Below are 26,713 nucleotides of genomic sequence, written 5' to 3'. Positions count from 1 at the left end.
ACAGACACATGGATTTCGATTTCTCTGAAGACCAGCAAGCCCTGCGCGACGCCGTCCGCCGCTTCGTCGACAAGGACTACAGCTTCGAGCGCCGCGTGCAGATCGCGCGGGCCGGCGGCTTCGACCGCGCCGTCTGGGACGGCCTGGCCGGCCTGGGCCTGACGGCGCTGGCCGTGCCCGAGGCCCACGGCGGCCTGGGCTTCGGCGCGGTGGAGGCGATGGTGGTCATGGAAGAGCTGGGCCGCGGCCTGGTCATGGAACCCATCGCGCAGGGCGCGCTGATCGCCCCGGCCATGCTGGCCCACGCGCCCGACGAGCTGCAGACCGCGTGGCTGCCGCGCATAGCCGGCGGCGGGGCGCTGGTGGTGTTGGCGCACCAGGAGGCCAAGGCGCGCTACCGGCTGAACCAGGTTGCCACGCGCGTGGTCGACGGCAAGCTCACCGGCGTGAAGAGCCTGGTGCCGGCCGGCGATGTGGCCGACGCCTTCATCGTGCCCGCCCGCGTGGCCGGCAACGACGACGCGCCACATGGCGTGGCGCTCTACCTCGTCGAGCGTTCGGCGCCCGGCGTGCACACGCGGGCCTACTCGCTGTATGACGGCTCGCGTGCCGCCGAGGTCCATTTCGACAACACGCCCGCCCAGCTCATCGTGGGTGCCGACCAGGGCCTGATGCTGCTGGAACTGGCCGCGGACATCGGCATCGCGGCCCAGGCGGCGGAGGCCGTGGGCGTCATGGAGAAATACCTGGCGCTGACCGTCGAGTACCTCAACACGCGCAAGCAGTTCGGCGTCGCCATCGCCAGCTTCCAGGCGCTGCGCCACCGCACGGCGGACGTGAAGATGCAGCTGGAGCTGGCCCGCTCGATGAGCTACTACGCCACGCTGCGCCTGGGCGACCTGCCCGCCGTGCGCCGCCGCGCGCTGTCGCAGGCCAAGGTGCAGCTGGGCCAGGCGATGCGCTTCGTCGGCCAGCAGTGCACGCAGCTGCACGGCGGCATCGGCGTCACCGACGAGTACGCCGGCAGCCACTACTTCAAGCGTCTGACCGTCATGGAGATGCAGTGGGGCGACACGCTGCACCACCTGGGCGAAGTGAGCGCGCGGATGCAGGACACTGCAGGGGTGTTTGCCTGAGCAGCGCCGTCATCGGCGCTGCCCTCTCTGCCCTCGTGGAGGTCACCCGATGAAGTACACCCTCTTGCTGCTGGCCGCGCTGGCCAGCCTGCACCCCACCGCCAGCCACGCCCAGACCATGAAGCCCGGGCTGTGGGAGTTCAAACAGACGCCCCAGCTCGACGCGGCTCGCAAGGCGCAGATGGAACAGGCGCAGAAGGCCATGGACAACATGCCGCCCGAGCGCCGCGCCATGATCGAGCAGATGATGGGCAAGCAGGGCGTCAGTGTGAACATGGCCGGCGGCGTCATCACCGTGAAGACCTGCGTGACCAAGGAGCAGGCCGAGCGCAACGTTGCACCCGTCAGCAGCCAAGGCAACTGCACGCAGGAAGCCAGGCGCAGCGGCAACGTCATCCAGACGCATTTCGTCTGCACCGACCCGGCCGCCGAGGGCGACGCCGTCGTCACACTGCGCGGCAGCGAGGGCTTCACGAACGAGGTCACCATCCGCCGGGTCCGCCAGGGCAAGGCCGAGACCACCAAGGTCAGCGGCGAAGGCCGCTGGCTGGGCGCCGACTGCGGCGATGTGCAGCCGATGAAGTCGACGCCCAAGTGAAGCAGAAGCTCTCCCACATCCTGTTCAGCCAGGGATTCGGAACACGGCGCCTGTGCGCCGGGCTGGTGTGGAACGGTGAGGTCATGGTCAACGGCGAGGTGGTGGAAGAACCCGACACCGAGTTCGAGACCGAGGGCCTGCGCTTCACGATCAACGGCCAGGAATGGCCCGTCTACGACAAGGCGCTGGTGCTGCTGAACAAGCCGGCCGGCTACGAGTGCTCGCAGAAGCCCAAGCACCACCCCAGCGTCATGAGCCTGCTGCCCGCCCCGCTGCGCGAGCGCGGCGTGCAGCCCATCGGCCGGCTGGACGAGGACACCACCGGCCTGCTGCTGCTGACCGACGACGGAGCGCTGATCCACAAGCTCACGTCACCCAAGCATCACGTGCCCAAGGTCTACGAGGCGCGCTGCAAGCATCCGCTGACCTCGGCGATGGTGGAGCAGCTGCTGGCCGGCGTCGAGCTGAAGGAGCCGGAAGACAAGTTGCGCCCGCCGGGCAAGTTCCAGCGCGCGCCGGAGATGACCCAAGCCGATGGCGCCGAGATCGTCGACGAGACGCTGCTGCGCCTGACGCTGCTGGAGGGCAAGTACCACCAGGTCAAGCGCATGGTGGCGGCCGTCGGCAACCGCGTGGAGGCGCTGCACCGGCCGCAGTTCGGCGCGCTGAGCCTGCCCGCCGACCTCAAGCCCGGCGAGTGGCGCTGGGTCCACAGCCCGGCCGAGGTCTGGGGACAATAGCGCCGATGCGAGTCTTCAGAGGTTTCCACCATCCCGGCGTGGCGCCCGCCTGCGCGCTGACCATCGGCAACTTCGACGGCGTGCACCGCGGCCACCAGGCCATGCTGGCGCTGCTGCAGTCCGAGGCGCGGCACCGCGGCCTGCCGACCTGCGTGATGACGTTCGAGCCGCATCCGCGCGACTTCTTCGCCGCCAGGCTGGGCAAGCCCGAGCTGGCGCCCGCCCGCATCGCGACGCTGCGCGACAAGCTGGCCGAGCTGGAGCGCTGCGGCATCGACCAGGTCGTCATCCTGCCCTTCGACGAGGCGCTGGCGGGGCTGCCGCCGCAGGACTTCATCCGCCAGGTGCTGATGGACGGGCTGGGCGCCAAGTACGTGCTGGTCGGCGACGACTTCCGCTTCGGCGCCAAGCGGCTGGGCGACTACGCGACGCTGGACGCCGCGGGCCGGGCCCAGGGCTTCGACGTCGCCCGCATGATGAGCTACGAGGTGCACGGCCTGCGCGTCAGCAGCTCGGCCGTGCGCGAGGCGCTGGCCCGCGGCGACATGGCCGGCGCCGCGGCGCTGCTGGGGCGCCCCTACGCCGTCTCGGGTCATGTCACGCATGGCCGCAAGCTGGGCCGGCAGCTGGGCGAATCCACGCCCGGCGCGGCCGATGGCTTTCGCACGCTGAACCTGCGCTTCCCGCACGACAAGCCGGCCGCGCACGGCATCTTTGCGGTGCTGGTGCACGGCCTGACGCCCGAGCCGCTGCCGGGCGTGGCCAGCCTGGGCAACCGCCCCACGGTCGAGGACGCCGGCCGCGTGCTGCTGGAGGTCCACTGCCTGGACTGGCCCCTGGGTGCCGAGGGGGGCTACGGTAAACTCGCCCGCGTGGAACTGCTGCACAAACTTCGCGACGAAGCCAAGTACGACGGGCTGGATGCGCTCACGGCCGCTATTCGCCACGACACCGACGCAGCGCGCGCCTTCCTGGCCACCCACGCCGCCTCGTACACCAAGGTCAGCCGCCAGACCACGCGCGACCGAATTTGAAGCGGCGCACAGCCGCTCTTCGCCGTCGCCCTCCCCGCCTTTGAACCGCCAGGCTCAGCCGCCTGGCCGCACGCCATGACCACCCCGGACGCACCCGACTACCGCTCCACGCTCAACCTGCCCGACACGCCCTTCCCGATGCGCGGCGACCTGCCCAAGCGCGAGCCGGGCTGGGTCAAGGCCTGGGACGAGCAAGGCCTGTACAAGCGCCTGCGTGACGCCAGCTGCGGCCGGCCGAAGTTCGTGCTGCATGACGGCCCGCCGTATGCCAACGGCCAGATCCACATCGGTCACGCCGCCAACAAGATCCTGAAGGACATGATCGTCAAGGCGCGTCAGCTGGCGGGCTTCGATGCGGCCTACATCCCCGGCTGGGACTGCCACGGCCTGCCGATCGAGAACCAGATCGAGAAGACCTTCGGCCGCGGCCTGCCGCGCGACGAGGTGCAGGCCAAGAGCCGCGCCTACGCCACCGAGCAGATCGACGGCCAGCGCGCCGACTTCAAGCGCCTGGGCGTGCTGGGCGAGTGGAGCAACCCGTACAAGACGATGAACTTCGCCAACGAAGCCGGCGAGATCCGCGTGCTGAAGCGGCTGTTCGAGCGCGGCTTCGTCTACCGCGGCCTGAAGCCCGTCTACTGGTGCTTCGACTGCGGCTCGTCGCTGGCCGAGTTCGAGATCGAGTACGCCGACAAGCAGTCGCCTGCGGTCGACGTGGCCTTCCTGAGCGCCGAGCCCGAGAAGCTGGCTGCCGCCTTCGGCGTGGCGCCGCTGGCCAAGGAAGCCTTCACCGTCATCTGGACGACGACCCCCTGGACCATCCCGGCCAACCAGGCGCTGAACCTGAACCCCGAGCTGCCCTACGCGCTGGTGGACACGCCCAGGGGCTTCTTCGTCGTCGCCGAGGCGCTGGTCGAGAAGTGCCTGGCGCGCTGGCAGCTGGAAGGCAGCGTCGTCGCCACGGTCCCCGGTCGCAAGCTCGAACTGCTGAAGTTCAAGCACCCGCTGGCCCACGTGCACCCGGGTTACGACCGCGAAAGCCCCATCTACCTGGCGGACTACGCCACCGCCGACGACGGCACGGGTGTGGTGCACTCGGCACCCGCCTATGGCCTGGACGACTTCCAGAGCTGCGTGGCCCACGGCCTGGCGTTTGACGACATCCTGAACCCCGTGCAGGGCAACGGCGCCTACGCCGCCGACCTGCCGCTGTTCGGCGGCCAGCACATCTGGAAGGCCAACGCCGTCGTGGCGCAGACGCTGCTGGACAACGGCCGCCTGATGGCGCAGTCCAAGATCACGCACAGCTACCCGCACTGCTGGCGCCACAAGACGCCGGTCATCTACCGCGCCGCGGCGCAGTGGTTCGTGCGCATGGACGACGGGGATGGTCTATTCACCACGGACAAGGCGCCCGACAGCCTGCGCAAGACGGCGCTGGCCGCCATCGAAGCGACCAGCTTCTACCCCGAGAACGGCCGCGCCCGCCTGCACGACATGATCGCCGGGCGGCCCGACTGGTGCATCTCGCGGCAGCGCAGCTGGGGCGTGCCGCTGCCCATCTTCCTGCACAAGGACACCGGCGAGGCGCACCCGAACACGCTGGCGTTCATCGAGCGCGCCGCGCAGCTGGTGGAGGCCCACGGCATCGAGGCCTGGTCCAAGCTGGACGCGGCCGAGTGGCTGGGCGCCGAGGCGGCCCAGTACACCAAGGGCAACGACATCCTGGACGTCTGGTTCGACTCCGGGTCCACCTTCGAGCATGTGCTCAAGGGCAGCCACAAGGGCGCTGCGCACGACAGTGGCCCCGAGGCCGACCTCTACCTCGAAGGCCACGACCAGCACCGCGGCTGGTTCCATTCGTCGCTGCTGATCGCCTGCGCGCTGTACGGCCGCGCGCCGTACAAGGGCCTGCTGACGCACGGCTTCGTCGTCGACGGCCAGGGCCGCAAGATGAGCAAGTCGCAGGGCAATGTCGTCGCGCCGCAGGCCGTGTCGGACAAGTTCGGCGCCGAGATCCTGCGCCTGTGGACGGCCGCGACCGACTACTCCGGCGACCTGGGCCTGGACGAGAAGATCCTCGCCCGCGTCGTCGACAGCTACCGCCGCATCCGCAACACGCTGCGCTTCCTGCTCGCCAACGTCAGCGACTTCGACCCGGCGACGGACACGGTCGCGCCGGGTGATCTGCTGGAGGTGGACCGCTACGCGCTGGCCCGCGCGGCCGAGCTGCAGGCGGACATCCTGGCCCACTTCGAGCGCTACGAGTTCCACCCCGTCGTCGCCAAGCTGCAGGTCTACTGCTCCGAGGACCTGGGCGCGTTCTACCTCGACGTGCTGAAGGACCGCCTCTACACGACGGCCCCCAAGAGCCTGGCGCGCCGCTCGGCGCAGACCGCGCTGTGGCAGATCACGCATGCGATGCTGCGCTGGATGGCCCCGTTCCTCAGCTTCACGGCCGAGGAGGCGTGGCAGGTCTTTGCGAAGGGCGAGACCATCTTCACCGAGACCTTCTGGGACTTCGGCAAGACCGACGCCACCCTGCTTGCCAAGTGGGGCCGCATCCACGAGATCCGCGACGAGGTCAACAAGGCCATCGAAGCCGTGCGCACGACGGGCGCCGTCGGCGCCTCGCTGCAGGCCGAGCTGGTGCTGAAGGTCAACGAGCAGGACGAGGCGCTGCTCGCCAGCCTGGGCGAGGACCTGCGCTTCGTCTTCATCACGTCGGCCGTCAAGCTCATGTCGGCGGCGGAACTGGGCGTCATGGTCACGCCCAGCAGCCACGCCAAGTGCGAGCGCTGCTGGCACTACCGCGCCGACGTGGGCAGCATCGCCGCACACCCGACGCTGTGCGGCCGCTGCGACAGCAACCTGCACGGCGCAGGCGAAACCCGCACGGTGGCCTGACATGGCGGGCAAATCCTCGACGGGCCTGGCCCAGTGGCTGCTGATCGCGGCACTCATCATCCTGGCCGACCAGTTCACCAAGATCCTCGTCATCGGCAGCTTCCAGCTGGGCGACGTGCGCCCGGTGACCGGCTTCTTCAACCTGGTGCGCGCCCACAACTACGGCGCCGCGTTCAGCTTCCTGCACGGCGCCTCGGGCTGGCAGCGCTGGTTCTTCCTGGGCCTGGGGCTGGCGGCCGCCGTCTTCATCACCTGGATGCTGCGCCGCCACGGCCACCAGAAGCTGTTCGCCTGGGCGCTGACGCTGATCCTCGGCGGTGCGCTCGGCAACGTCATCGACCGCGCCATCCACGGCTACGTCGTCGACTTCATCCAGGTTCACGCCGGCGGCTGGTACTTCCCGGCCTTCAACATCGCCGACAGCGCCATCACGGTGGGCGCGGTGCTGCTGATCCTGGACGAATTGCGCCGCGTGCGGCGCACCTGACGGGGCCCGCGCCGCGTGCATTAATTCACGCGGCGCAGTTGTGACGGAAGGTGACAATCGCGCGCCTTCCGCCGCCGCCTCCATGCTTCTCGATTTCGCCAGCCTCAGCCATTACGACTGGCTCGACGTGCCCCTGTGGGTGTTCGACCCCCATCAGCGGCGCAACCTGTGGGCCAACGCCGCCGCGCTGCGCTTCTGGCATGCCGACAGCGCCGAGGAATTCCTGTCGCGCGACTTCTCCGAGCATGGCGACGCCGTGCAGGAGCGCCTAGCCGTCACGGCCGCCGACCACGCGCAGGGCAGGATCGTGCGGGAGATGTGGACGCTCTACCCCAAGGGCGAGCCCACCACGGTGATGCTGGTGTCGCGCGGCATGCGCACGCCGGACCGGCGCCAGGTCATGCTGTTCGCAGCCGACTCGCTGGGCGGCGGCGCCGATTCGGGCCTGCTGCGCGGCGTGGAGGCGCTGCAGCACACCTCCGTGCGCATCGCCGTGTTCGGGCTGGACGGCGGCGAGCTGCTGATGCGCAACCCCGCTGCGGCGCTGACCTTCGGCGACACGCCGCCGCCGTCCGGCGGCAGCGAGTTCACGCGGCTGTTCGCGCACGCGCACGACGCCGCCAGCATCCAGTCGCGCGTGCAGCGCGGCGAGACCTGCCGCCAGGACGCCGAGTTGCAGACGCTGGCCGGCCCGCGCTGGCATGCGCTGGACGCGCGCCCGATGCGCGACCCGGTCACCGGCGACACCGTCATGCTGCTGAACGCGCGCGACATCGCCGACCTCAAGGCCAGCCAGGCCGCGCTCGTCGCCGCCCGCGAGGCCGCCGAGGCCGCCAGCCTCGCCAAGAGCAGCTTCCTGGCCAACATGAGCCACGAGATCCGCACGCCCATGAACGGCGTGCTGGGGCTGACCGAGCTGGTACTGCAGGGCGACGACCTCACCGAGCGCCAGCGCCGTTTCATCACGATGGCGCACGACTCCGCCAAGGGCTTGATGACCATCATCAACGACCTGCTGGACGTGGCCAAGATCGAGGCCGGCCGCACCGTCATCGACGAGCAGCCGTTCGGCCTGCACGACTGCCTGACCGAGTCGCTGCAGCCGCTGCTGCTGCAGGCGCATGCCAAGGGCATCCAGCTGCACGCGCTGGTGCAGCCCAACGTGCCGCAGCGGTTGGTGGGCGACGCGGTGCGGCTGCGCCAGGTGCTGATCAACCTGATCGGCAACGCGCTGAAGTTCACCGAGCGCGGCGAGGTGCGCATCGAGATCGCCCGCGCCGACGTGCGGCCCGATGACGCCGCCGACCGCCTGCGACTGCGCATCGCCGTGACGGACACCGGCATCGGCATGACGCGCGACCAGATCGGCCAGATCTTCGACCCCTTCACGCAGGCCGACGGCAGCATCACGCGCCGCTACGGCGGCACGGGCCTGGGGCTGACCATCGTGCAGCGGCTGGTGGAGCTGATGGGCGGCAGCGTCAGCGTGGAAAGCGAGCCCGGCGTGGGCTCCTGCTTCAGCTTCGAGGTGGCGCTGGGCCGGGTGATGCAGCTGGTGCCGCGCACCGAGGCCCGGGCGGCCTGAGGCCGGGCTTCAAGACCCGTCGAACGACACCCTCAGCCGTCCGTTGACGACCCGCACGTCGCGCACGGTCCGTTTGGCAAGCGCGCCCTTGGCCGTGCCCGTGTCCAGCGTGTAGATCGGGTGCGACTGCAACGCCCCCTGCGCCGCCGCCGGGCCGCGCAGCTTCACCAGCTCCGCATACGCCTCGGGCAGGCCCGCCAGCGCCAGCGAGTCGATGCGCAGGTCGTCCAGGAACAGCTGCCCCTGCTGCGGCTCGTAGCGCGGCCGCCCGGACAGGCCGATATGCCCGGTGCGCGCCTTCAACCCGAGCACGACGCTGACGTCGGCCGTGAGGCCGATGCGGTCGTCGCCGTCCTTCAGCACCACCACGGGGTTGGACAGGTCCACGCAGGCCACGACCAGCTTGCAGTGGTGCGTCGGGAAGCGCGGCGCGATGCGCGCCTGCAGCTCGGCCTGCGTGATGTCCAGATGCCCGGTGACGAGGCTGCCGATGACGTCACAACCAGCGAGCACAAGTGCGGCGAGCGTGACGCTGGCCCACCTCTTCGCTTTGCCAGCCATCTCAGGGCAGCAGCACCGCACTGCCCAGCAACTGGCGGGCTTCAAGGTCGCGATGCGCCTGCGCCGCGTCGCCCAGCGCGTAGCGCCTGTCGATGCGGATCTTGACCTGGCCGCTGCGCACGACGTCGAACAGCTCGTCGCCCATGGCCTGCGTGCTCTCGCGCGTGGCGATGTGCGTGAACAGCGTCGGCCGCGTCACGTAGACCGAGCCCTTGGCCGCCAGCGTGCCGATGTTGATCGGCGGCACCGGGCCGGACGCGCCGCCGAAGCTGGCCAGCAGCCCGAACGGCGCCAGGCTGTCCAGCGAGCCGGCCCAGGTGTCGGCGCCCACCGAGTCGTAGACCACCTTCACGCCGCGGCCGCCCGTGATGTCGCGCACCTGGGCGGCAAAGTCGGGCTGGTGCCGGTAGTTGATCGCGTGCGTCGCGCCATGCGCCAGCGCCAGCGCGCATTTCTCGTCGCTGCCGGCGGTGCCGATGAGCTGCAGGCCCAGCGCGCGGGCCCACTGGCAGGCGATCAGCCCGACGCCGCCCGCCGCAGCGTGGAACAGCACGAAGTCTCCCGCCTGCAGGCCGCCCTGCGGCAGTGTCTTGCGCAGCAGGTACTGCACCGTCAAGCCCTTCAGCATCATGGCCGCGGCCGTGTCGAACGGGATGTCGTCGGGCAGCTTCAGCACGGCCTTGGCCGGCATCACACGAGCGGTCGCGTAGGCGCCGGGCGGCTGGCTGGCGTAGGCCGCGCGGTCGCCGGGCTTCAGGTGCGTGACGCCCTCGCCCACCGCCTCCACGACGCCCGCGCCCTCCATGCCCAGCCGTGCCGGCAGCGGCAGCGGGTAGGTGCCGTTGCGGTGGTACACGTCAATGTAGTTCAGCCCGCAGGCCTCGTGGCGGATGCGGATCTCGCCCGGCCCGGGCGCGCCGACGTCCACTTCCACGAGCTTGAGCTGCTCCGGCCCTCCGGGCTGCTCGATGACCACGGCTTTTTCACGCATGCGACGTCTCCAGTTGGCGAGGTCGGCTATCGTGCCAGCCCTTTGCACGCCGCGCCTGCGCCGATGAAGCTGACCCCACGCCTTGCCCTGCTGCTGACGCTTCCGCCGCTGCTGTGGGCCGGCAACGCGGTGGTGGGCCGGCTGGTGCGCGACGCCATCCCGCCGATGACGCTGAACGCGCTGCGCTGGGGCCTGGCCTTCCTGTTGCTGGCGCCGCTGGCCTGGCCGCTGCTGCGCCGCCCCGGCGAGGCGCTGAAGCGCTGGCGCGGCCTCGCGTGGCTGGGCCTGCTGGGCATGGGTTGCTACAACGCGCTGCAGTACCTCGCGCTGCACACCTCGTCGCCGCTGAACGTGACGCTGATCACCGCCAGCATGCCGGTCTGGATGCTGGGCGTGGGCGCCCTCTTCTACGGCGTGCGCCCCAAGCCGCGCCAGTTGGCCGGCGCCGTGCTGTCGCTGCTGGGCGTGGCGCTGGTCATCGCGCGCGGCGACCCGGCCGCGCTGCTGGCCGTGCACTTCGTGCCGGGCGACCTGCTGATGCTGGTGGCCATCTTCACGTGGGCCATCTACTCGTGGATGCTGGCGCGGCCCGCGCCGGGGCTGCGGCCCGGCGAGCGGCCCGACTGGAACTGGGCCGAGTCGCTGATGGCGCAGCTGATGTTCGGCGTCGTGTTCTCGGCCGTGTCGGCCGGTGTCGAGCAGGCCGTGGCGCCCGCTGCCATCCACTGGAGCCCCACGCTGCTGGCCGTGCTGGCCTACGTGGCCATCGGGCCGTCGCTGATCGCCTACCGCTGCTGGGGCCTGGGCGTGGCCGAGGCGGGCCCCGCGCTGGCGGGCTTCTTCGTCAACCTGACGCCGCTGTTCGCGGCCGTCATCTCCGCCGCCGTGCTGGGCCAGATGCCGGCCTGGTACCACGGCGCGGCGTTCGTGCTGATCGCGGCCGGCATCGTCGTGTCGTCCCGCGCATGAGGATCGTCCACGCCGACGACCGCCTGGTCGTCATCGACAAGCCGGCCGGCCTGCTCAGCGTGCCGGGCCGCACCGAGCCCGACTGCGCCAGCGCCCGCGTGCAGGCGCTGTACCCCGACGCGCTCATCGTGCACCGGCTGGACCAGGCCACGTCGGGCCTGCTGCTGTTCGCCCGCGGCGCGCAGGCGCAGCGCGAGCTGAGCGCGGACTTCGCCGAGCGGCGCGTCGACAAGGTTTACATCGCCGTCGTCGCCGGCCGGCTGGAAGGCGCCGGCCTCATCGACCTGCCGCTGGCCGCCGACTGGCCCAACCGCCCGCGCCAGCAGGTGGACGCCGCGCACGGCAAGCCGTCGCAGACGCGCTGGCAGGCGCTCAGCCACGAGGCCGGCACGACCCGCGTGCGGCTGGAGCCGCTGACCGGCCGCAGCCACCAGCTGCGCGTGCACCTGGCCACGCTGGGCCACGCCATCCTCGGCGACGCGCTGTACGCCGCGCCCGACATCGCCGGCGCCAGCCCACGGCTGCTGCTGCATGCCAGCGAACTGCAGATCGGCAACCATCGCTTCGTCTGCCCACCGGAGTTCTGAATGCATCTCTACGTCATCACCGGCAGCTCGCGCGGCCTGGGCGCCGACCTCGTGCGCCAGCTGGCCCAGCCGGGCCACACCGTCATCGGCATCGCCCGCAAGGCCGACCCGGCCCTGCCCGCCGAGCAATGGACGCAGGACCTCGCCGACCCCCTGCCCGCCGCCGAGCGGCTGCAGGCCTGGCTGCGCGGCCACGGCGGCTGGGCCAGCGCCACGCTGATCAACAACGCCGCGCTGCTGAGCGCGCCGGGCCCGCTGGCCGCGACGGACCTGGGCCAGCTCTCCGCCGCGCTGCGCGTCGGCCTGGAGGCACCGGCGCTGCTGAGCCGCGTGTTCCTGGCCGAGACGACGGCCGTGCCGACGCGGCGCATCCTCAACATCTCGTCCGGCCTCGGCCGGCGCGCGATGGCCGGCAGCGCCGGCTACTGCGCCGTCAAGGCCGGGCTGGATCACCTCAGCCGGGCGCTGGCGCTGGAGGAGCCCGGCGTGGGCGTCGTGTCGCTGGCGCCGGGCGTCATCGACACCGACATGCAGGTGCAGCTGCGCGGCGCCGACCCAACCCGCTTCCCCGAGCAAGCGCGCTTCCAGGGCCTGAAGGATGGCGGCCAGCTGCAGACGGCGGATGAGACGGCCGCCGCGATTGTTCGGTTTCTCATGCGGCCAGACTTCGGAAAAACCGTTGTTGCAGACATCCGGGACGCTTGAAAATCCTGACCTACGTCCGCACCTGCGGACGGTTCGATTCCTCACCCGGAGACTGATGTGAACCGCATCCTTGCTGTGACCCTGGCCACCTTGATGGCCGTAGCCCTGCCCGTGCAGGACGCCGAGGCCAAGCGCCTGAGCGGCGGCGGCATGAAGCGCAGCGTGCCCGCGCAGACGGCCCCCAACACGCCGCCGGCCCAGCAGCCCGCCGCGCCGCAGCAGGCCGCCCCCGCCAAACAGGCTGCGGCCACGCCGGCCGCGCCCGCCGCGGCGCCCAAGCGCTCGTGGATGGGCCCCATCGCCGGCCTCGCCGCCGGCCTGGGCCTGGCCGCGCTGGCCAGCCACTTCGGCTTCGGCGCCGAGCTGGCCAACTTCATGACGATGCTGCTGCTGGGCGTGCTGGCGGCGGTGGTGATCGCCTTCCTGGTACGCCGCTTCGCCAAGCCCAAGGCGCAGCTGGCGGGTGCCGGCGCGCATGGCGCCAACTTCCGCCTGCAGCCCGAGCCGCAGGCGCCCGCCGCCTGGCAGCCGCAGGGCGGTGCCGCGCCTGTCGCCGCAGCCGCGTCGGCCCTGCCGGCCGACTTCGACGCCGCCGGCTTCGAGAAGATCGCCAAGCAGGTGTTCATCCGCCTGCAGGCGGCCAACGACGCCGGTGACCAGGCCGACCTGCGCCGCTTCACGACGCCGCAGATGTACGCCGCCATCCAGCACGAGCTGCTGGAACGCGGTGGCAAGGCGCAGCGCACCGAGGTGCTGCAGCTGGACGCCAGCGTCGTCGACGTCGCCACCGAGAACGGCGAGCAGATCGTGTCGGTGCGCTTCTGGGGCCTGGTGCGCGAAGACAGCGAGCAGGCCGCGACGGACTTCGACGAGGTCTGGCACCTCGTCAAGTCGGGCGAAGGCTGGCTGATCGCCGGCATCCAGCAGACGGCATGACCAACGACACGTCGGGCAAGGGCCTGTTCACACTGCGGAAGTAGGCCGCGAAGGCCCGCCGCCAGAGGCCAATCAAGGCGCAGCGTGCCGCCCGCATGGATATGCGGGCAAGCGGTGCAACGCAGAGTGGCCTCTGGCGGCGGGCCTTCCCGACGGGTTGTGCCCAGAATGCCCGCGTGCGGCGTTACAAATGCTCGCCGGGTGCCCAACCCGGCTTCGCTTTGCGCCTTGCTCGCGAGCATTCTGGGCACAACGCGGCCTGCTCCCGCAGTGTGAGCAGGCCCTGGCGCTAACCCGGCCTCCCCGAAAATGGGCGCGTTGAGCGCCCATTTCCTTTTCAAGCCTTCCATGACTCCTGTTCGTCTCTCCCTGTGCGCGCTGGCCACCGCCCTGCTCGCCGCCTGCGCGTCCACCCCGACGCCCGCGCCCACCGCCGTCGTCGCACCCAACGCCAATCTCGTCGCGCAAGGCATCCCGCCCGTGCCGCAGAGCCTGGCCGACGCGATCGGCCGCTACAACGACTTTCGTGGCCATGCGTTCGTCGACTGGCATCCGCAGCAGCGCGAGATGCTGGTGGCCCACCGCAAGGCGGGCGCCAACACGGCGCAGTTGTTCCGCCTGACGGCCCCGATGGCCGAGCCGCAGCAGCTGACCGACAGCGCCGAGCCAGTCACGCAGGCCAGCTACGAGCCGCGCACGGGCGGTTATGTCGTGTTCGAGCGCGCCAGCGGCGGCAACGAGGTGGCGCAGCTGTACCGGCTGGGCCTGGCCCAGCCCGGCGCGCAGCCGCAGCTGCTGACCAACCCCGACGAGCGCCACGCGATGAACACCTGGCTGCGCCAGAGCGGCCAGCTGATCTACTCGTCCGTGCCCATCGACCGCACGGCTCAGGGCGGCACGCGCGCCAAGGTCGCCACCACGCTGTGGCTGATGGACCCCGAGAAGCCCGAGGGCCGGCGCAAGCTGGCCGAGCTGGACGGCGGCGGCTGGTCGGCCAGCCGCCCGTCGCCGGATGAGCGCACGGTGCTGCTGTCGCGCTACCTGTCGGCGAACGAGTCGCAGGTCTGGTCGCTTGACGTCGCCACCGGTGCGGTCAAGCAGCTCATGCCGGCCGCCGGCAGCCAGGAGGCCAAGGCCACCTACGCGCCGGTCGGCTGGTCGGCGGATGCGGCGGCGCTGTGGATTGCCAGCGACCGCGCCGGCGAGTTCCGCGAGCTGATGAAGCTAGACACCGCCAGTGGCCGCATAGCCCGCGTCAGCCGTCACATCCCGTGGGATGTCAGCGGCGTCACGTTCACCGACGACCGCCGCAAGCTGGCGGCGCAGTTCAACGTGGACGGCCGCGACGAACTGCACTTCTTCGACGCCGCCACCGGCCAGGAGACCGCCGCGCCCGCCGCGCTGCCGGCCGGCAACGTCGGCACCGCGTCCTACCACCGCGGCCGCGGCGACCTGGCCTTCTCGGTCAGCAACGCGCAGGGGCCGGGCCAGATCTATTCGCTGGACGTCGATGGCCGCGTGCAGCAGTGGACCCGCGCCTACGCGCCGGCCGGCATCGACACCACGCAGTTCACCGAGCAGAAGATCATCCGCTGGAAGAGCTTCGACGGCACGACGATCTCGGGCCTGCTGACGCCGCCGCCGAAGAAGTTCACCGGCAAGCGCCCGGTGCTGATCGCCATCCACGGCGGCCCCGAGTCGCAGGCGCAGATGGGCTTCCTGGGCCGCAACGCCTACTTCACGCAGGAGCTGGGCATCGCACTGATCCAGCCCAACGTGCGCGGCTCCAGCGGCTACGGCAAGAGCTTCCTGGCGATGGACAACGGCTTCAAGCGCGAGGACTCCGTGAAGGACATCGGCGCGCTGCTGGACTGGATTGCCACGCAGCCGGACCTGGACGCCTCACGCGTGCTGGTGACCGGCGGCAGCTACGGCGGCTACATGTCGCTGGCCGTGTCGACGCACTACGCCGACCGCATCGCCGGCGCCATCGACGTGGTGGGCATCTCGCACTTCGTGACGTTCCTGAACAACACCGAGAGCTACCGCCGCGACCTGCGCCGCGTCGAGTACGGCGACGAGCGCGACCCGGCGATGCGGGCCCACCTGGAGAAGATCTCGCCGCTGACCAACGTGGCCAGGATCAAGAAGCCGCTGTTCGTCATCCAGGGCAAGAACGACCCGCGCGTGCCCTACACCGAGGCCGAGCAGATCGTCGCCAAGGTGCGCGAGGGTGGCACGCCGGTCTGGTACCTGCGCGCGGAGAACGAAGGCCACGGCTTCCAGAAGAAGGAGAACCAGGACTTCCAGTTCTACGCGACGGTGCTGTTCATGCAGCAGACGGTGCTGAAGCAGTAGGCCGGCCATAGCCGGGCGGTGGCGGCCAGCTCGACGCTGTCGGCGCAGCCCCGCCCCGCCAATGCCTGGCGGTGATCCAGCCGCCGTGGCCCACGGCCAGCGCGCACGGCGGCTGCCAGGCCGCGGCGCGGGCCAGCAGCGCGGTCAGCGACTCGCCGCCGTCGAAATCGAAGCCGCAGAAGTCGGCCATCCAGCGGTCGAACTCGTGCACGGGGATGGCGCTCCACGGCTGGCCGTCCCAGCGGCCGAAGTCCATCTCGGCCAGTGCGGGGTCGACGCGCCAGGCAAAGCCCCAGCGCTTCAACCAGCGCCCCACGTCGGCTGCGCGCGCCAGCGGCGACGTGACGACCTCGCGCGGCAGCGCATGCCGGCGCGCGTGGGCGCGGATGCGGTGGGCCAGGCGCTTGGCCTTGCGCGGGTCCACGGGCAGGTCCGTGCGCCCGCCGATGCAGCGCCCCTCGGCGCCTCGCGGCCTGGGGTGGCGCCAGATCGTGAACATCAGAACGAGGCCGTGAATGCCAGCAGCACAGCAATCTCGGCCAGCTGCTCGGTGGCGCCCAGGCCGTCGCCCGTGTAGCCGCCCAGGCGGCGCTGCAGCCATTGGCGCATCAGCCAGGCCACACCGGCCGCCGCGGCCAGGGCCAGCAGCAGCCGCGGCGGCCACACGCCGGCCGACGCCAGCCCGGCCAGCAGCAGCCCGCACCAGGCCAGCGCGATGACGAAGTTGCGCGGCGCGACCGCCAGCGCCAGCGGCTTGGCCTTGGCGTGCTCCGCATCGCCGCCGTAGGGCAGGCTGACCATGACGCCCACCGCCGCCGCACGCGCCAGCGCATGGCTGGCCAGCAGCGCGGCCACGGCGCCCAGCGGCGGCCGTGTCGCCAGCACCGCCAGCAGCGCGGCGCGCAGCAGCAGGCTCAGGCCCAGCGCCAGCGCGCCGTAGCTGCCGATGCGCGAGTCCTTCATGATGGTGAGCGCCTTGTCGCGCGGCACCACGCCGCCCAGCGCATCGAAGGTGTCGGCCAGGCCGTCCTCGTGAAAGCCGCCGGTCAACGCCACGGTGGCCGCCAGTGCCAGTACCGCCGCCACCCACGCGGGCCACAGCTGCGACGCACCCGCCAGCACGGCCGCACCGACCGCGCCGACCAGCACGCCAACCAGCGGAAAGTGGCGCACGCAGTCGTTCAGCCAGCCCGGCTCGAAGCGGCTCAGCCGCACCGGCAGCCGCGTCAGGAACTGCAGCGCGACGAGGAAGAGCCGCATGACCTCAGTCGCGGTTGCTGACGCCGGCGCTCTCGAAGCTGGCCATGTCGGCCAGCAGCGCGCACGCGGCCGGAAGCAGCGGCCAGGCCAGCGCAGCACCACTGCCCTCGCCCAGACGCAGGTCCAGGTCCAGCAGCGCGTGCGCACCCAGCTGCTGCAGCCAGCGCGCGTGCGGCCCCTCGGCCGAGCGATGCGCAAACACGCAGGCCGCCAGCACGCCGGGGCGCAGCGCCTCGGCCAGCGCGACGGCGGCGGTCGTGATGAAGCCGTCCACCAGCACGACGCGGCGCTGCGCCGCGGCGGCGATGACGCTGCCGGCCATCGTGACGATCTCGAAGCCGCCCAGCGCGGCGGCGATCTGCAGCGGCGCCTGCGCAGCCGTGTTGGCCGCGAGCGCCTCCTGCAGCACCGCCAGCTTGCGCGCGAGGCCGGCGTCGTCCACGCCGGTACCGCGGCCCACACAGTCGGCCAGCGGCAGGCCGGTCAGCCGCTGCATCAGCAGGCTGGCCGAGGACGTGTTGCCAATGCCCATCTCGCCCAGCAGCAGCGCGTTGCCCGGCAGGCGCTCGACGAGGGCCATGCCGTGGCGCAGCGCGCGTTCGGCCTGCGCGATGGACATCGCCGGGCCGACGCTCGCATCGGCCGTGCCGGCGGCGATGCGCAGGTCCACGGCGCCCTCGGCCAGCGGTGCGTCGACACCGCAATCCGCGATCGTCAGCGCTAGCCCCTGCTGACGCGCCAGCACCGAAACGGCCGCGCCGCCCGCCAGCATGTTGGCCACCATCTGCGGCGTCACCTCGCGCGGGTAGGCCGACACACCGCGCCGCGACAAGCCGTGGTCAGCCGCGTAGACGACCAACTGCGGCTCGCGCAATGCGGGCCGCTCGACGCCCTGGATCAGCGCCAGCTGCAGCGCCAGCGCCTCGACGCGGCCCAGCGCGCCCAGCGGCTTGGTCTTGTGATCGAGGGCGTGCTGCACACGCGCCGCAAGGCCGGGCTCGGCGAGTGCCGGCAGGTCAGGAAAGTTCATTTACAGCACCAAAACATGATTGGCGGGCCGAGCGCCGGGCCGCTCCCAAGCCGGCCCGCTCGGGCGATGAGCTTGCGGCTCGATGCCGCAAGCATCGCCGTCCCCCAGGGGGACCGACCGGGCTCGCCCGCGTCCAGCGGGGCGAGACTGGGCGAGGGGCACCATTCTCTAGCCGACGAGATTGGCCAGGGTAAGCAATGCCAGGAGCAGCATCCACAACACCACCGAGCGCCACACCAGGCCCACGACGCTCTGCAGATGGCCCAGCTGCGGCAGCGCGCCGGCCGTGGAGCCGGCCGCGCCGGTGGCATCGGCCTCCGAGCCGGCGTCAAAGGTGCGGCTGCGGTCCGGCGTGATGCCCGGCGCCGCCGCGCCGCCCAGTTGCAGGCCGACGGCACCCGCGGCGGACGCGAGGATGATGCCCTCGTTGGGATGCAGCCACAGCGCGGCGTCGCGGCGCCACGCGTTCACGGCTTCCTCGAAGTTGCCGACGATGGCGAAGCCCGCCGCCGTCAGCCGCGCCGGCACGTGGTCGATGACCATGAAGGCCTGGCGCGACAGGGCCAGCAGGCGCGCGTTGGTGGGCGCGTCCAGCGCGCGGCTCTTGAAGGCCCAGTAGCGGCTGGCGAACTCGGCCATGCGGTAGATGATGGCGCCGGCCGGGCCCAGGCCCAGCGTCGAGAACACGACGAACCAGAAGAACACGCCGAACACATGCCGGTGCGCGGCCAGCAGCGAGTGCTCGATGACATGGCGGATCAGCTCGGTGCGCGGCAGCTCGCTGGCATCCAGGTGGCGCCAGTCGGCCAGCAGTTGGCGGGCGGTCAGGTCGTCGCCACGCTCCAGCGCGTCGCGGATGTCGGTGAAGTAGTGGCTGAACTGCCGGAAGCCCAGCGTCAGATAGAGCACCAGCACGTTCAGCGCCAGCGCCAGCAGCAGGCTGAAGTGGCGCAGGCCCCAGTAGGCCAGCGTCAACAGCAGGCCCGGCACGAGCACGGTGATGGTCCAGACGATGACGGCATGGTGCTCGTCACCGGCGTCGAAATTGCGGCCCGTCCAGCGCACCCAGCCGATGACGGAATGGTGCACGCGGTTGCCATGCCTCAGGGGCTTGAGTTGCTCACACAACAGGGCCAACAGCACCGCGAAGAAATTCATGGGGCGGGATGATAGTGGCGCGCTCAGCCCTCGCTGAGGAGTCGGTAGAGGTTGCGCAACATTGCAGCCGTCGCGCCCCAGATGAAGTACTCGCGCTCGCGGCCCTGCCAGGGCATGGACAGGAAGCGCCGCTCCGTGCCGCCGAACTCGAAGCGGTGATGGCGATGGTGTGCCGGGTTCATCAGGAAGGCCAGCGGTACCTCGAAGGCCTCGGCCACCTCGAAGTCGTCCAGCGCCAGCGTGAAGCCGGGCTCGACGAGGCCCACGACCGGCGTGACCTGGAAGGCTGTCACCGTCGAGTAGACCGGCAACTGGCCGATGACCCGGATGCGCTCGCGCGACAGGCCGATCTCCTCCTCGGTCTCGCGCAGCGCGGTGGCGACGGGGCCGTCGTCCTCGGGCTCGACGCGGCCGCCGGGGAAGCTGATCTGGCCGGCATGGTCGCGGAGATGGTCCGTGCGGCGCGTCAGCAGCAGCGTGAGGCCTTCGGCGCGCTGCACGAGGGGCACCAGCACGGCGGCGCCGGCGGGCTGCCGATCGGCAAACAGACCTCCGTCACCCGCGAACTCGGGCGTCCAGGCCGATGCCTGCGCAAGACGGACCCGGATCGCCTCGCCAGTCAATGCGTCGCCAGGCACCGGTGGCAGATGGCTGTCGACGCTCGTGACTGGCACGAGCTGCGGCTGAGTGATGGCGGGTCGGGTCGTCGTCATGAGCGCAAAAGACAAAAGCCGCCAAGAGCGTAGCTCCAGGCGGCCTTGGCGGTGAGGAACCGGCTGATTAAGCCAGCTTCTCCTTGATACGCGCCGACTTGCCCGAACGCTGGCGGAGGTAGTACAGCTTGGCGCGGCGGACGTCGCCGCGGCGCTTGACTTCGATCGACGCGATCAGCGGGCTGTACAGCTGGAACGTACGCTCCACGCCTTCGCCGCTGGAGATCTTGCGAACGATGAAGCTGCTGTTCAGGCCGCGGTTGCGCTTGGCAATCACGACGCCTTCGTAAGCCTGCACGCGCTTGCGGGTGCCTTCAACGACGTTGACGCTGACGATCACGGTGTCGCCGGGGGCGAACGTCGGGATGGTCTTGTTCAGGCGAGCAATTTCTTCTTGCTCGAGGGTCTGGATCAGGTTCATCTGTGCTCCTGGGATCTTGGCGGACCGCTATTTATCGGGATGTTTGCAGCGCCGCCGTTTTTGCATTCAGCAGCGCCACTCGACCCGCCAGAGGATCGGACAGCCCACTAGTGTAGCGGGGGATTGAGGGTTTTGCCTAGAGTTTGGCCAGAAAGGCTTCGTCGGCCTTGCTGAGCCGGCCTGCCGCTCGGGCAGCGGCGATCAGCTCAGGGCGTCGCGCGGCGGTCAGCGCCAGCGAACGTTCGCGGCGCCAGCGCTTGATGTCGGCATGGTGGCCGGACATCAGCACCGCGGGCACCTCGCGGCCGTCGGGCAGCACCTCCGGGCGGCTGTAGTGAGGGCAATCCAGCAGGCCGTCCGAGAAACTGTCCTGCTGGTGCGACTGCGCATCACCCAGCACGCCCTCCTGCAGCCGCGCCACGGCATCCAGCAGCGCCAGCGCCGGCAGCTCGCCGCCGGACAGCACGAAATCGCCCAGGCTCAGCTCCAGCGTCACATGTCGGTCCAGCACACGCTGGTCGATGCCCTCGTAGCGGCCGCACAGCAGGACGGCGCCTGGGCCGGTGGCCAGCTCCTGCACGAGCGGCTGGTCGATGCGCCTGCCGGTGGGCGTGAAGTGGATGATGGCCGGCGCCGCGTCACCACGGTCGGCCTTGGCGGCGGCCAGCGCCCGCTCCAGCGGCTCCACCAGCATGACCATGCCGGGGCCGCCGCCGTAGGGGCGGTCATCGACGCGGCGATAGTTGTCGTCGGCGAAATCGCGCAGCGGCCACAACCGCACGTCGACCTGCCGGCTCTCGAACGCGCGCCGCGTGACGCCGTGCGTCAGGTGCGGCGCGAACAGCTCGGGGAAGATCGTCAGGATGTCGAAGCGCATGGCAGGAAGGTGTGAAGGGGTCCGACGTGCTCGAGCAGATCGCTCAGAGGTCGTCCATCCAGGCGCCAAGCGCAGCCGTAGCCTTCGCTACGGCGAGCATTGGCAACGACGATGGGCGGCCTCTGGGCGGGATGAGCGGGCATGCCGGACTCATTCGCACCTTCCCTTAGAAATCCAGACCCCAGTCGACGGTGATGCGCTTCGCGTCGAGGCTCACATCGTCGATGAACGCGCCGACGAACGGGATCAGGCGCTCCTGGTCCGGCTTGGCCGGCTCTTCCACGCCCGGCGGCAGGATGCGCAGCACCGCGTGCGGGCCGGTATCGATGAGCCCGATGACGCGGCCCAACGGCTGCGACTCGCGGTTGACGACGTCCAGGCCGATCAGGTCGATCCAGTAGTACTCGCCGTCGGGCGTGCGGGGGAAATCGCTGCGGGAAACGAAGATTTCATGACCGCGCAGCGCCTCGGCGGCATTGCGGTCGTCCACGCCATCGGCCATCGCCACGATGCCCTCGCCCTGCTCTCGCACGGAACGCACGGCCAGTTGCAGTTGCCCGGGCTTGGGGCCGGTGGATTTCAGGTACCAGCGCTTGGCGCTGAACAGCGCATCGGCGTCGGCCGAGTAGGCCTGCACCTTGAGGCCACCCTTGATGCCCCAGGCATCCAGGATGCGGCCGACCGGCACGAGATCTTCGGGCCAGGAAGCACCAGAAGCAAAAGACGGCGCCGAGGCGCCGTCTTGCTGAGGCTTGTTGCCTGCCACGCCTGCTTAGGCGGCAGCGACGGCCGCCTTCTTGGCGTCGTCCACGAGGCGAGCCACGGTAGGCGACAGCTGGGCGCCGACGCCGATCCAGTAGCTGACGCGATCCTGCGCCACGCGCAGCTTCTCAGCGGCGCCCGAGGCGATGGGGTTGTAGAAGCCGACGCGCTCGATGAAGCGGCCGTCACGGCGCTGCTGGCTGTTGGCGACGACGATGTTGTAGAAGGGGCGCTTCTTGGAACCGCCGCGGGCGAGACGAATGACAACCATGATGTTTCCTAAAAATTGGGCGACTGACGCACGAGGAGACACTCAGGGCGAGCAAGTCGAATAGCAGGAACCCCCTGCGAGGGGCTGGCTTCTGTAGATACGTCGCGTGCCTTGCCGATGACAAAGCCGCGACCAGCGCCAAAACCGCGCATTATAAACTCGTTCGGATTCACTTCCGACACATATGTCACACCCCTCGCCAGCCGCTCCGCTCATCCTGCGTCCCAGCACCGACGCCGACCTCCCCGCCATCCAGGCCATCTACGCCCAGGCGGTGCTGGAAGGCACCGGCACCTTCGAGACCGAGGTGCCCACCGTCGACGAGATGGCCCGCCGCCGTGCCGAGGTGCTGAGCCGGCATCTGCCCTGGCTGGTGGCCGAGCGCGACGGCAAGATTCTCGGCTACGCCTACGCCAACTACTTCCGCCCTCGCCTGGCCTACCGGTTCTGCGTGGAGGACTCCATCTACCTCGCCCCTGCCGCCCAGGGCCAGGGCGTGGGCCGGCTGCTGCTGGCCGAGCTGATGGCCCGCTGCGAGGCGGCCGGCGCGCGCCAGATGCTGGCCGTCATCGGCGACGCGAACAACGCGGGCTCCATCGGAGTGCACACCGCGCTGGGATTCCAGCACACCGGCGTGCTGAAAAGCGCGGGCTGGAAGTTCGGCCGCTGGCTGGACGTGGTGCTGATGCAGCGCCCGCTGGGCCTGGGCGACGGCACGCCGCCCACCGAATGAGCCGCGCCGTCAAGCACAAGGCGGTCGCCACCTGGCTGGCGCTGCTGGTGGGCGTTTTCGGCGTGCACCGCTTCTATCTGCACGGTCCGAAGGACCGCTGGGCCTGGCTGTTCCCGCTGCCGACGCTGCTGGGCCTCGTGGGCCTGCAGCGCATGGACACGCTGGGCCAGGACGACCGCCTGGCCTGGCTGCTGATCCCGCTGCTGGGCGCCAGCCTCGTTGCGGCGCTGCTGGGGGGCATCGTCTACGGACTGATGCCCGACGAGCGCTGGAACCAACGCTTCAACGGCGGCCAGCCCGCGTCGACGGGAGGCTGGGCCGCCGTCATCGGCGTCGTGCTGTGCCTGTTCATCGGTGGCACGGCGCTGATGGCGACCATCGCCTTCAGCGCCCAGCGCTACTTCGAGTCGCAGGCCGGTCAGTAGATTGTGAAGCTGACCCAGTAGCAGACCGCCGCCACCAGCGCCGCGGCCGGGATCGTGAAAACCCAGGCCCAGACGATGTTGCCGGCCACGCCCCAACGCACGGCCGAGGCACGCTGCACCGAGCCGACACCAACGATGGCGCCGGTGATGGTGTGCGTCGTCGACACGGGCACGCCCATGGCGGTGGCCAGGAACAGCGTGATCGCGCCGCCCGTCTCGGCGCAGAAGCCACCCACGGGCTTGAGCTTGGTGATGCGCTGGCCCATCGTTTGCACGATGCGCCAGCCGCCGAACATGGTGCCCATGCCGATGGCCACGTAGCAGGCGACGATGACCCAGGTCGGCGGCGCCTTGTCGCCCGTGGCCACCATGCCGGCGGCGATCAGCAGCATCCAGATCAGGCCGATGGTCTTTTGCGCATCGTTGCCGCCGTGACCCAGGCTGTACAGCCCGGCCGACACCAGTTGCAGCCGGCGGAACCAGCGGTCCACGCGCAGCGGCGACGTGCGCCGGCAGATCCAGGCCACCAGCACCATCATCAGCGAGCCCAGCACGAAGCCCAGCAGCGGCGAGATGACGATGAAGGCCACGGTCTTCCAGATGCCGGCGCCCACCAGCGCGTCCGGCCCGGACTTGGCCACGACGGCGCCGACGATGCCCCCGATCAGCGCGTGCGACGAGCTGGACGGGATGCCCCACCACCAGGTGATGGTGTTCCACGCGATGGCGCCGATCAGCGCGCCAAACACGACATGGTGATCCACGATGCCCGGTTCGACGATGCCCTTGCCGATGGTGGCCGCCACCTTGAGCTGGAAGAAGGCAATCGCCAGCACGTTGAAGAAAGCGGCGAACAGCACCGCCTGCTGCGGCTTCAACACGCCGGTGGAGACGACGGTGGCGATGGAGTTGGCCGCGTCGTGGAAGCCGTTCATGAAGTCGAACAGCAGCGCCAGCACGACAAGCAGGGCCACCACCCAGAAGGCGATCTCAGCGGATGCCATGTCAGCGGTGCCCGGCCGCCCGAAGGCGCTGACGCGCGCCCTTGGGGTGCAGCGAACGAAGTGAGCTTAGGGGTTGTTTCATGACCCTGATCAGGAGTTCTCGAGGACGATGCCCTCGATGAGGTTGGCGACGTCCTCGCAACGGTCGGAGATGGACTCCAGCTGCTCGTAGATGGCCTTGAGCTTGATGAGCTCGCGCACATCGGCCTCCTCGCGGAACAGCCGCGACATGGCCGAGCGCATGACGCGGTCGGCGTCGGACTCCAGGCGGTCGATCTCCTCGCAGGTCTTGATGGCCGCCTCCGTCGTGGCGGGCTGGCTCAGGTGCGGCAGCAGCGTGACCGCGTGCTGCACGCGCTCGCAGCAGCGCACGGACAGCGTGGCCAGCTGCAGCACCTGCTCGGGCACGGCGCGCACGTCGTACAGCGACAGCGTCTCGGACGAGTCCTGCAGCAGATCGACGATGTCGTCCATCGCGTTGATCAGGCTGTGGATCTGCTCGCGGTCGATGGGGGTGATGAAGGTGCGGTGCAGCAACCGGTTCACTTCCGCCGTGACGCGGTCGGCGGCATGTTCGGCCTTGTCGACCTCGTCGGCGTATTGCTGGCGCAGCGTGGGGTCCGCGTAGTTTTCGATCATCTTCTGGAAGGCGCGCGCGCCCTCCAGGATGAAGCCACCGTGTTCATTGAACAGCTCAAAAAAATTGCCCTCACGGGGCAGCAGCTTGCCAAACAACATGGCGATCCTTGGAATTCTTCGAAGCCCGACAGTTTAACGGGCTCCGTCACAAATTCGTCATCGCGCCGTCACACAACGTCGCGGGCGGACACCTGCGCACCGCACTACAGCAGGCCGACGACATGCAGACACATCGCACCAAGCACGACGCCGAACACCAGTGCCGGCACGGCGTAGGCGTGGAACAGCCGCCAGGCCCGCGCATCGCCGGACATGCGCAGCGCGATCAGGTTGGCCAACGACCCGACCATGAAGCCGAAGCCCCCCACGTTGACCCCGTACGCCAGCACCCGCCAGTCAGCCGTGTACTCCGACAGCGCGATCGCCGCCGGCACATTGCTGATGAGCTGGCTGGCGCCGATGCTTGCGAGATAGAGGTTCAGCGGCTGCCGCAGGTCCAGCCCCGACATGGCGGACGTCACGGCCGGCAACTGCGCGAGCAGACGCAGGTCGACAAACATCAGCGCGAACACCAGCAGCAGGCCCCAGTCCAGCTCCAGCACCACGCGCCGGCGCACGACGAAGAACAGGATCAGCAGCACCGCCACCATGCCAGGGGCACGGCCCAGCTCGGCCGACATCAGAAACGGCACATAGAGCATGGCCGACAGACCCAGCAGGTGAGCATCCAGCGGCGACACAGGCGCCGGGGCCAGGTGGATCTCCCGGCGGCTGAACGTCACCCACGTCAGCGCCGCCAGCGCGACCATCAGCCCCGCCACCAGCGGCGCCTGGTGCAGCACAAAGTCGCCGAACGACACCTTGGACAGCTGCCACAGGAACAGGTTCTGCGGATTCCCGATCGGCGTCAGCGTGGAGCCGGCATTGACCGCGAGCGCCTCGAACACGATGAGCCGGGTCGCGGGCAGCGCCGTCAGCCGGCACACGCCCAGCGTCAGCGGCACCACGACAAACAGCGCCACATCGTTCGTCAGCACCATCGACAGCACAGCGGTCGCGAGCACGAGGCTGAGCGCGATCGCACGCTCGCTCGGCATCGCCTGCACCAGCCTCAGGCCCAGTCGCTGCAGCACGCCGCTGAGCTCCAGCCCCTTGGTCAACAGCAGCAGGCCGGTCAGCACGGCGAGCGTACCGCCGTCGATCAGCGACGGATAGGACGACAAGCGGGCCGGCGACACCGCGGCCAACACCACCAGGCCGGCCAGCAGGATCAGGAAGAAGCGGTCGCCGGCCAGTCCCCGCAGCACCCGCAGCAAGGCCTCGCTCAACACGGCGCCGGGCCGTTCACAGCGACAGCGGACCCAGCCGCTCGATGCGCTGGCTGGCCCACTCGTCGCCGCGCGCGAGATGCGCCAGCTCCGGCGCGATCTCCAGCAGCGGCCGCAGCACGAAGGCGCGCTCGCCCAGCCGCGGGTGGGGCAGCGTCAGCCGTGGCGTGTCCATGAGGACATCGCCATGCAGCAACAGGTCCAGATCCAGCGTGCGCGGCGCGTTGCGGTAGGGGCGCTCGCGGCCATGGGCCTGCTCGATGGCCTGCAGCGCATCCAGCAGCGCCAGCGGCGCCAGCTCGGTGTCCAGCGCGGCGACGGCGTTCAGGAAATCCGGCCCGGTGGCCTCCACCGGCGCGCTGCGCCAGGCACTGGACAGTGCCGCCACACGGGTGCCGGGCAGCGCTGCGAGGTGCAAGGCGGCCTGCGTCAGCGTGGCGCGCAGGTCGTCGCCCAGGTTGGCCCCCAGGCCGACGTAGGCGCGATGCACGCGCGGAC

At 70.3% G+C, this 26,713-nt stretch carries 29 protein-coding genes; 14 read left to right on the top strand and 15 right to left on the bottom strand.

Annotated features, from left to right (window positions below; translation table 11 throughout):
- Positions 1-8: 8 nt before the first annotated feature.
- From ACG04Q_RS05550 to ACG04Q_RS05520, 7 genes are all read left to right on the top strand, one after another.
- The gene (locus ACG04Q_RS05550; RefSeq protein WP_394509882.1) at positions 9-1,136 is read left to right on the top strand and encodes an acyl-CoA dehydrogenase family protein; all 1,128 of its coding nucleotides are present in this window, start codon (positions 9-11) and stop codon (positions 1,134-1,136) included.
- Positions 1,137-1,185: 49 nt separating this feature from the next.
- Positions 1,186-1,734, top strand: a complete 549-nt coding sequence (locus tag ACG04Q_RS05545; RefSeq protein ID WP_394509881.1) for a DUF3617 domain-containing protein — start codon at positions 1,186-1,188, stop codon at positions 1,732-1,734.
- A complete protein-coding gene (locus ACG04Q_RS05540; RefSeq protein ID WP_394509880.1) occupies positions 1,731-2,474 on the top strand; it encodes a pseudouridine synthase in 744 nt (247 codons plus the stop codon). The genes ACG04Q_RS05545 and ACG04Q_RS05540 overlap by 4 nt, the downstream gene beginning before the upstream one ends.
- A gap of 5 nt (positions 2,475-2,479) precedes the next feature.
- The gene (locus ACG04Q_RS05535; protein ID WP_394509879.1) at positions 2,480-3,508 is read left to right on the top strand and encodes a bifunctional riboflavin kinase/FAD synthetase; all 1,029 of its coding nucleotides are present in this window, start codon (positions 2,480-2,482) and stop codon (positions 3,506-3,508) included.
- Positions 3,509-3,583: 75 nt separating this feature from the next.
- On the top strand, positions 3,584-6,415 hold the full coding sequence (gene ileS, locus ACG04Q_RS05530) for an isoleucine--tRNA ligase (protein ID WP_394509878.1): 2,832 nt from the start codon (positions 3,584-3,586) through the stop codon (positions 6,413-6,415).
- A 1-nt stretch (position 6,416) separates the two neighbouring features.
- Positions 6,417-6,902: a signal peptidase II gene (gene lspA / locus ACG04Q_RS05525; RefSeq protein ID WP_394509877.1), complete on the top strand. Its 486-nt coding sequence runs from the start codon at positions 6,417-6,419 to the stop codon at positions 6,900-6,902.
- Between the two features lie 82 nt (positions 6,903-6,984).
- Positions 6,985-8,487, top strand: a complete 1,503-nt coding sequence (locus tag ACG04Q_RS05520; RefSeq protein ID WP_394509876.1) for a hybrid sensor histidine kinase/response regulator — start codon at positions 6,985-6,987, stop codon at positions 8,485-8,487.
- Positions 8,488-8,496: 9 nt separating this feature from the next.
- On the opposite strand, the gene ACG04Q_RS05515 is transcribed toward ACG04Q_RS05520, so the two are convergent.
- Positions 8,497-9,000 carry a DUF1439 domain-containing protein gene (locus ACG04Q_RS05515; protein ID WP_394509875.1) on the bottom strand — a complete coding sequence of 168 codons (504 nt, stop codon included), beginning with the start codon at positions 8,998-9,000 and terminating at the stop codon, positions 8,497-8,499.
- Between the two features lie 49 nt (positions 9,001-9,049).
- Positions 9,050-10,039, bottom strand: coding sequence for a quinone oxidoreductase family protein (locus ACG04Q_RS05510; RefSeq protein WP_394509874.1), 990 nt, complete (start codon positions 10,037-10,039; stop codon positions 9,050-9,052).
- Positions 10,040-10,102: 63 nt separating this feature from the next.
- On the opposite strand from ACG04Q_RS05510, the gene ACG04Q_RS05505 reads away from it, so the two are divergent.
- From ACG04Q_RS05505 to ACG04Q_RS05485, 5 genes are all read left to right on the top strand, one after another.
- The gene (locus tag ACG04Q_RS05505; RefSeq protein WP_394509873.1) at positions 10,103-11,008 is read left to right on the top strand and encodes a DMT family transporter; all 906 of its coding nucleotides are present in this window, start codon (positions 10,103-10,105) and stop codon (positions 11,006-11,008) included.
- Positions 11,005-11,595, top strand: a complete 591-nt coding sequence (locus ACG04Q_RS05500) for an RluA family pseudouridine synthase (RefSeq protein ID WP_394509872.1) — start codon at positions 11,005-11,007, stop codon at positions 11,593-11,595. The genes ACG04Q_RS05505 and ACG04Q_RS05500 overlap by 4 nt, the downstream gene beginning before the upstream one ends.
- The gene (locus ACG04Q_RS05495; protein ID WP_394509871.1) at positions 11,596-12,300 is read left to right on the top strand and encodes an SDR family NAD(P)-dependent oxidoreductase; all 705 of its coding nucleotides are present in this window, start codon (positions 11,596-11,598) and stop codon (positions 12,298-12,300) included. It begins immediately after the preceding gene.
- Between the two features lie 57 nt (positions 12,301-12,357).
- Positions 12,358-13,236, top strand: a complete 879-nt coding sequence (locus ACG04Q_RS05490) for a Tim44 domain-containing protein (protein ID WP_394509870.1) — start codon at positions 12,358-12,360, stop codon at positions 13,234-13,236.
- Between the two features lie 348 nt (positions 13,237-13,584).
- Positions 13,585-15,594: a S9 family peptidase gene (locus tag ACG04Q_RS05485; RefSeq protein ID WP_394509869.1), complete on the top strand. Its 2,010-nt coding sequence runs from the start codon at positions 13,585-13,587 to the stop codon at positions 15,592-15,594.
- Here the strand turns inward: ACG04Q_RS05485 and ACG04Q_RS05480 are convergent.
- The 9 genes from ACG04Q_RS05480 to rpsP form a co-directional block, all read right to left on the bottom strand.
- Complete coding sequence (locus ACG04Q_RS05480) at positions 15,566-16,093, bottom strand: histidine phosphatase family protein (RefSeq protein WP_394509868.1); 528 nt, start codon at positions 16,091-16,093, stop codon at positions 15,566-15,568. The two genes, ACG04Q_RS05485 and ACG04Q_RS05480, sit on opposite strands and share 29 nt — an antisense overlap.
- Complete coding sequence (cobS, locus tag ACG04Q_RS05475; protein ID WP_394509867.1) at positions 16,093-16,854, bottom strand: adenosylcobinamide-GDP ribazoletransferase; 762 nt, start codon at positions 16,852-16,854, stop codon at positions 16,093-16,095. The genes ACG04Q_RS05480 and cobS overlap by 1 nt, the downstream gene beginning before the upstream one ends.
- Positions 16,855-16,858: 4 nt before the next feature.
- Positions 16,859-17,884: a nicotinate-nucleotide--dimethylbenzimidazole phosphoribosyltransferase gene (cobT, locus tag ACG04Q_RS05470; protein ID WP_394509866.1), complete on the bottom strand. Its 1,026-nt coding sequence runs from the start codon at positions 17,882-17,884 to the stop codon at positions 16,859-16,861.
- Positions 17,885-18,052: 168 nt separating this feature from the next.
- A complete protein-coding gene (locus ACG04Q_RS05465) occupies positions 18,053-19,042 on the bottom strand; it encodes a CobD/CbiB family protein (protein ID WP_394509865.1) in 990 nt (329 codons plus the stop codon).
- A 23-nt stretch (positions 19,043-19,065) separates the two neighbouring features.
- Positions 19,066-19,755: a CoA pyrophosphatase gene (locus tag ACG04Q_RS05460; RefSeq protein ID WP_394509864.1), complete on the bottom strand. Its 690-nt coding sequence runs from the start codon at positions 19,753-19,755 to the stop codon at positions 19,066-19,068.
- Between the two features lie 67 nt (positions 19,756-19,822).
- Positions 19,823-20,176, bottom strand: coding sequence for a 50S ribosomal protein L19 (gene rplS / locus ACG04Q_RS05455; protein ID WP_394509863.1), 354 nt, complete (start codon positions 20,174-20,176; stop codon positions 19,823-19,825).
- 136 nt (positions 20,177-20,312) lie between these two features.
- Positions 20,313-21,053 (bottom strand): tRNA (guanosine(37)-N1)-methyltransferase TrmD, encoded by a 741-nt coding sequence (gene trmD / locus ACG04Q_RS05450; protein WP_394509862.1) that lies wholly within the window; start codon positions 21,051-21,053, stop codon positions 20,313-20,315.
- Between the two features lie 166 nt (positions 21,054-21,219).
- On the bottom strand, positions 21,220-21,741 hold the full coding sequence (gene rimM / locus ACG04Q_RS05445) for a ribosome maturation factor RimM (RefSeq protein ID WP_394509861.1): 522 nt from the start codon (positions 21,739-21,741) through the stop codon (positions 21,220-21,222).
- Between the two features lie 84 nt (positions 21,742-21,825).
- On the bottom strand, positions 21,826-22,086 hold the full coding sequence (gene rpsP / locus ACG04Q_RS05440) for a 30S ribosomal protein S16 (protein ID WP_394509860.1): 261 nt from the start codon (positions 22,084-22,086) through the stop codon (positions 21,826-21,828).
- A 184-nt stretch (positions 22,087-22,270) separates the two neighbouring features.
- On the opposite strand from rpsP, the gene ACG04Q_RS05435 reads away from it, so the two are divergent.
- Entirely contained in the window at positions 22,271-22,819 is a 549-nt protein-coding gene (locus tag ACG04Q_RS05435; RefSeq protein ID WP_394509859.1) for a GNAT family N-acetyltransferase, read from the top strand.
- Positions 22,816-23,244 (top strand): NINE protein, encoded by a 429-nt coding sequence (locus ACG04Q_RS05430; protein ID WP_394509858.1) that lies wholly within the window; start codon positions 22,816-22,818, stop codon positions 23,242-23,244. The genes ACG04Q_RS05435 and ACG04Q_RS05430 overlap by 4 nt, the downstream gene beginning before the upstream one ends.
- On the opposite strand, the gene ACG04Q_RS05425 is transcribed toward ACG04Q_RS05430, so the two are convergent.
- The 4 genes from ACG04Q_RS05425 to folK all read right to left on the bottom strand — a co-directional run bounded on the left by ACG04Q_RS05425 (position 23,238) and on the right by folK (position 26,705).
- The gene (locus ACG04Q_RS05425) at positions 23,238-24,248 is read right to left on the bottom strand and encodes an inorganic phosphate transporter (RefSeq protein WP_394509857.1); all 1,011 of its coding nucleotides are present in this window, start codon (positions 24,246-24,248) and stop codon (positions 23,238-23,240) included. The two genes, ACG04Q_RS05430 and ACG04Q_RS05425, sit on opposite strands and share 7 nt — an antisense overlap.
- A 90-nt stretch (positions 24,249-24,338) precedes the next feature.
- Entirely contained in the window at positions 24,339-24,986 is a 648-nt protein-coding gene (locus tag ACG04Q_RS05420) for a DUF47 domain-containing protein (protein WP_394509856.1), read from the bottom strand.
- A 104-nt stretch (positions 24,987-25,090) separates the two neighbouring features.
- Positions 25,091-26,215, bottom strand: a complete 1,125-nt coding sequence (locus ACG04Q_RS05415) for an SLC13 family permease (RefSeq protein ID WP_394509855.1) — start codon at positions 26,213-26,215, stop codon at positions 25,091-25,093.
- Between the two features lie 16 nt (positions 26,216-26,231).
- Positions 26,232-26,705 (bottom strand): 2-amino-4-hydroxy-6-hydroxymethyldihydropteridine diphosphokinase, encoded by a 474-nt coding sequence (gene folK, locus ACG04Q_RS05410; protein ID WP_394509854.1) that lies wholly within the window; start codon positions 26,703-26,705, stop codon positions 26,232-26,234.
- Positions 26,706-26,713: the final 8 nt, after the last annotated feature.

Source organism: Pelomonas lactea (assembly GCF_043555885.1).
Classification (GTDB): Bacteria; Pseudomonadota; Gammaproteobacteria; order Burkholderiales; family Burkholderiaceae_C; genus Pelomonas; species Pelomonas lactea.
The sequence above is the reverse complement of the archived record's forward strand: the minus strand, read 5'-3'. Positions and strand labels throughout refer to the sequence as shown.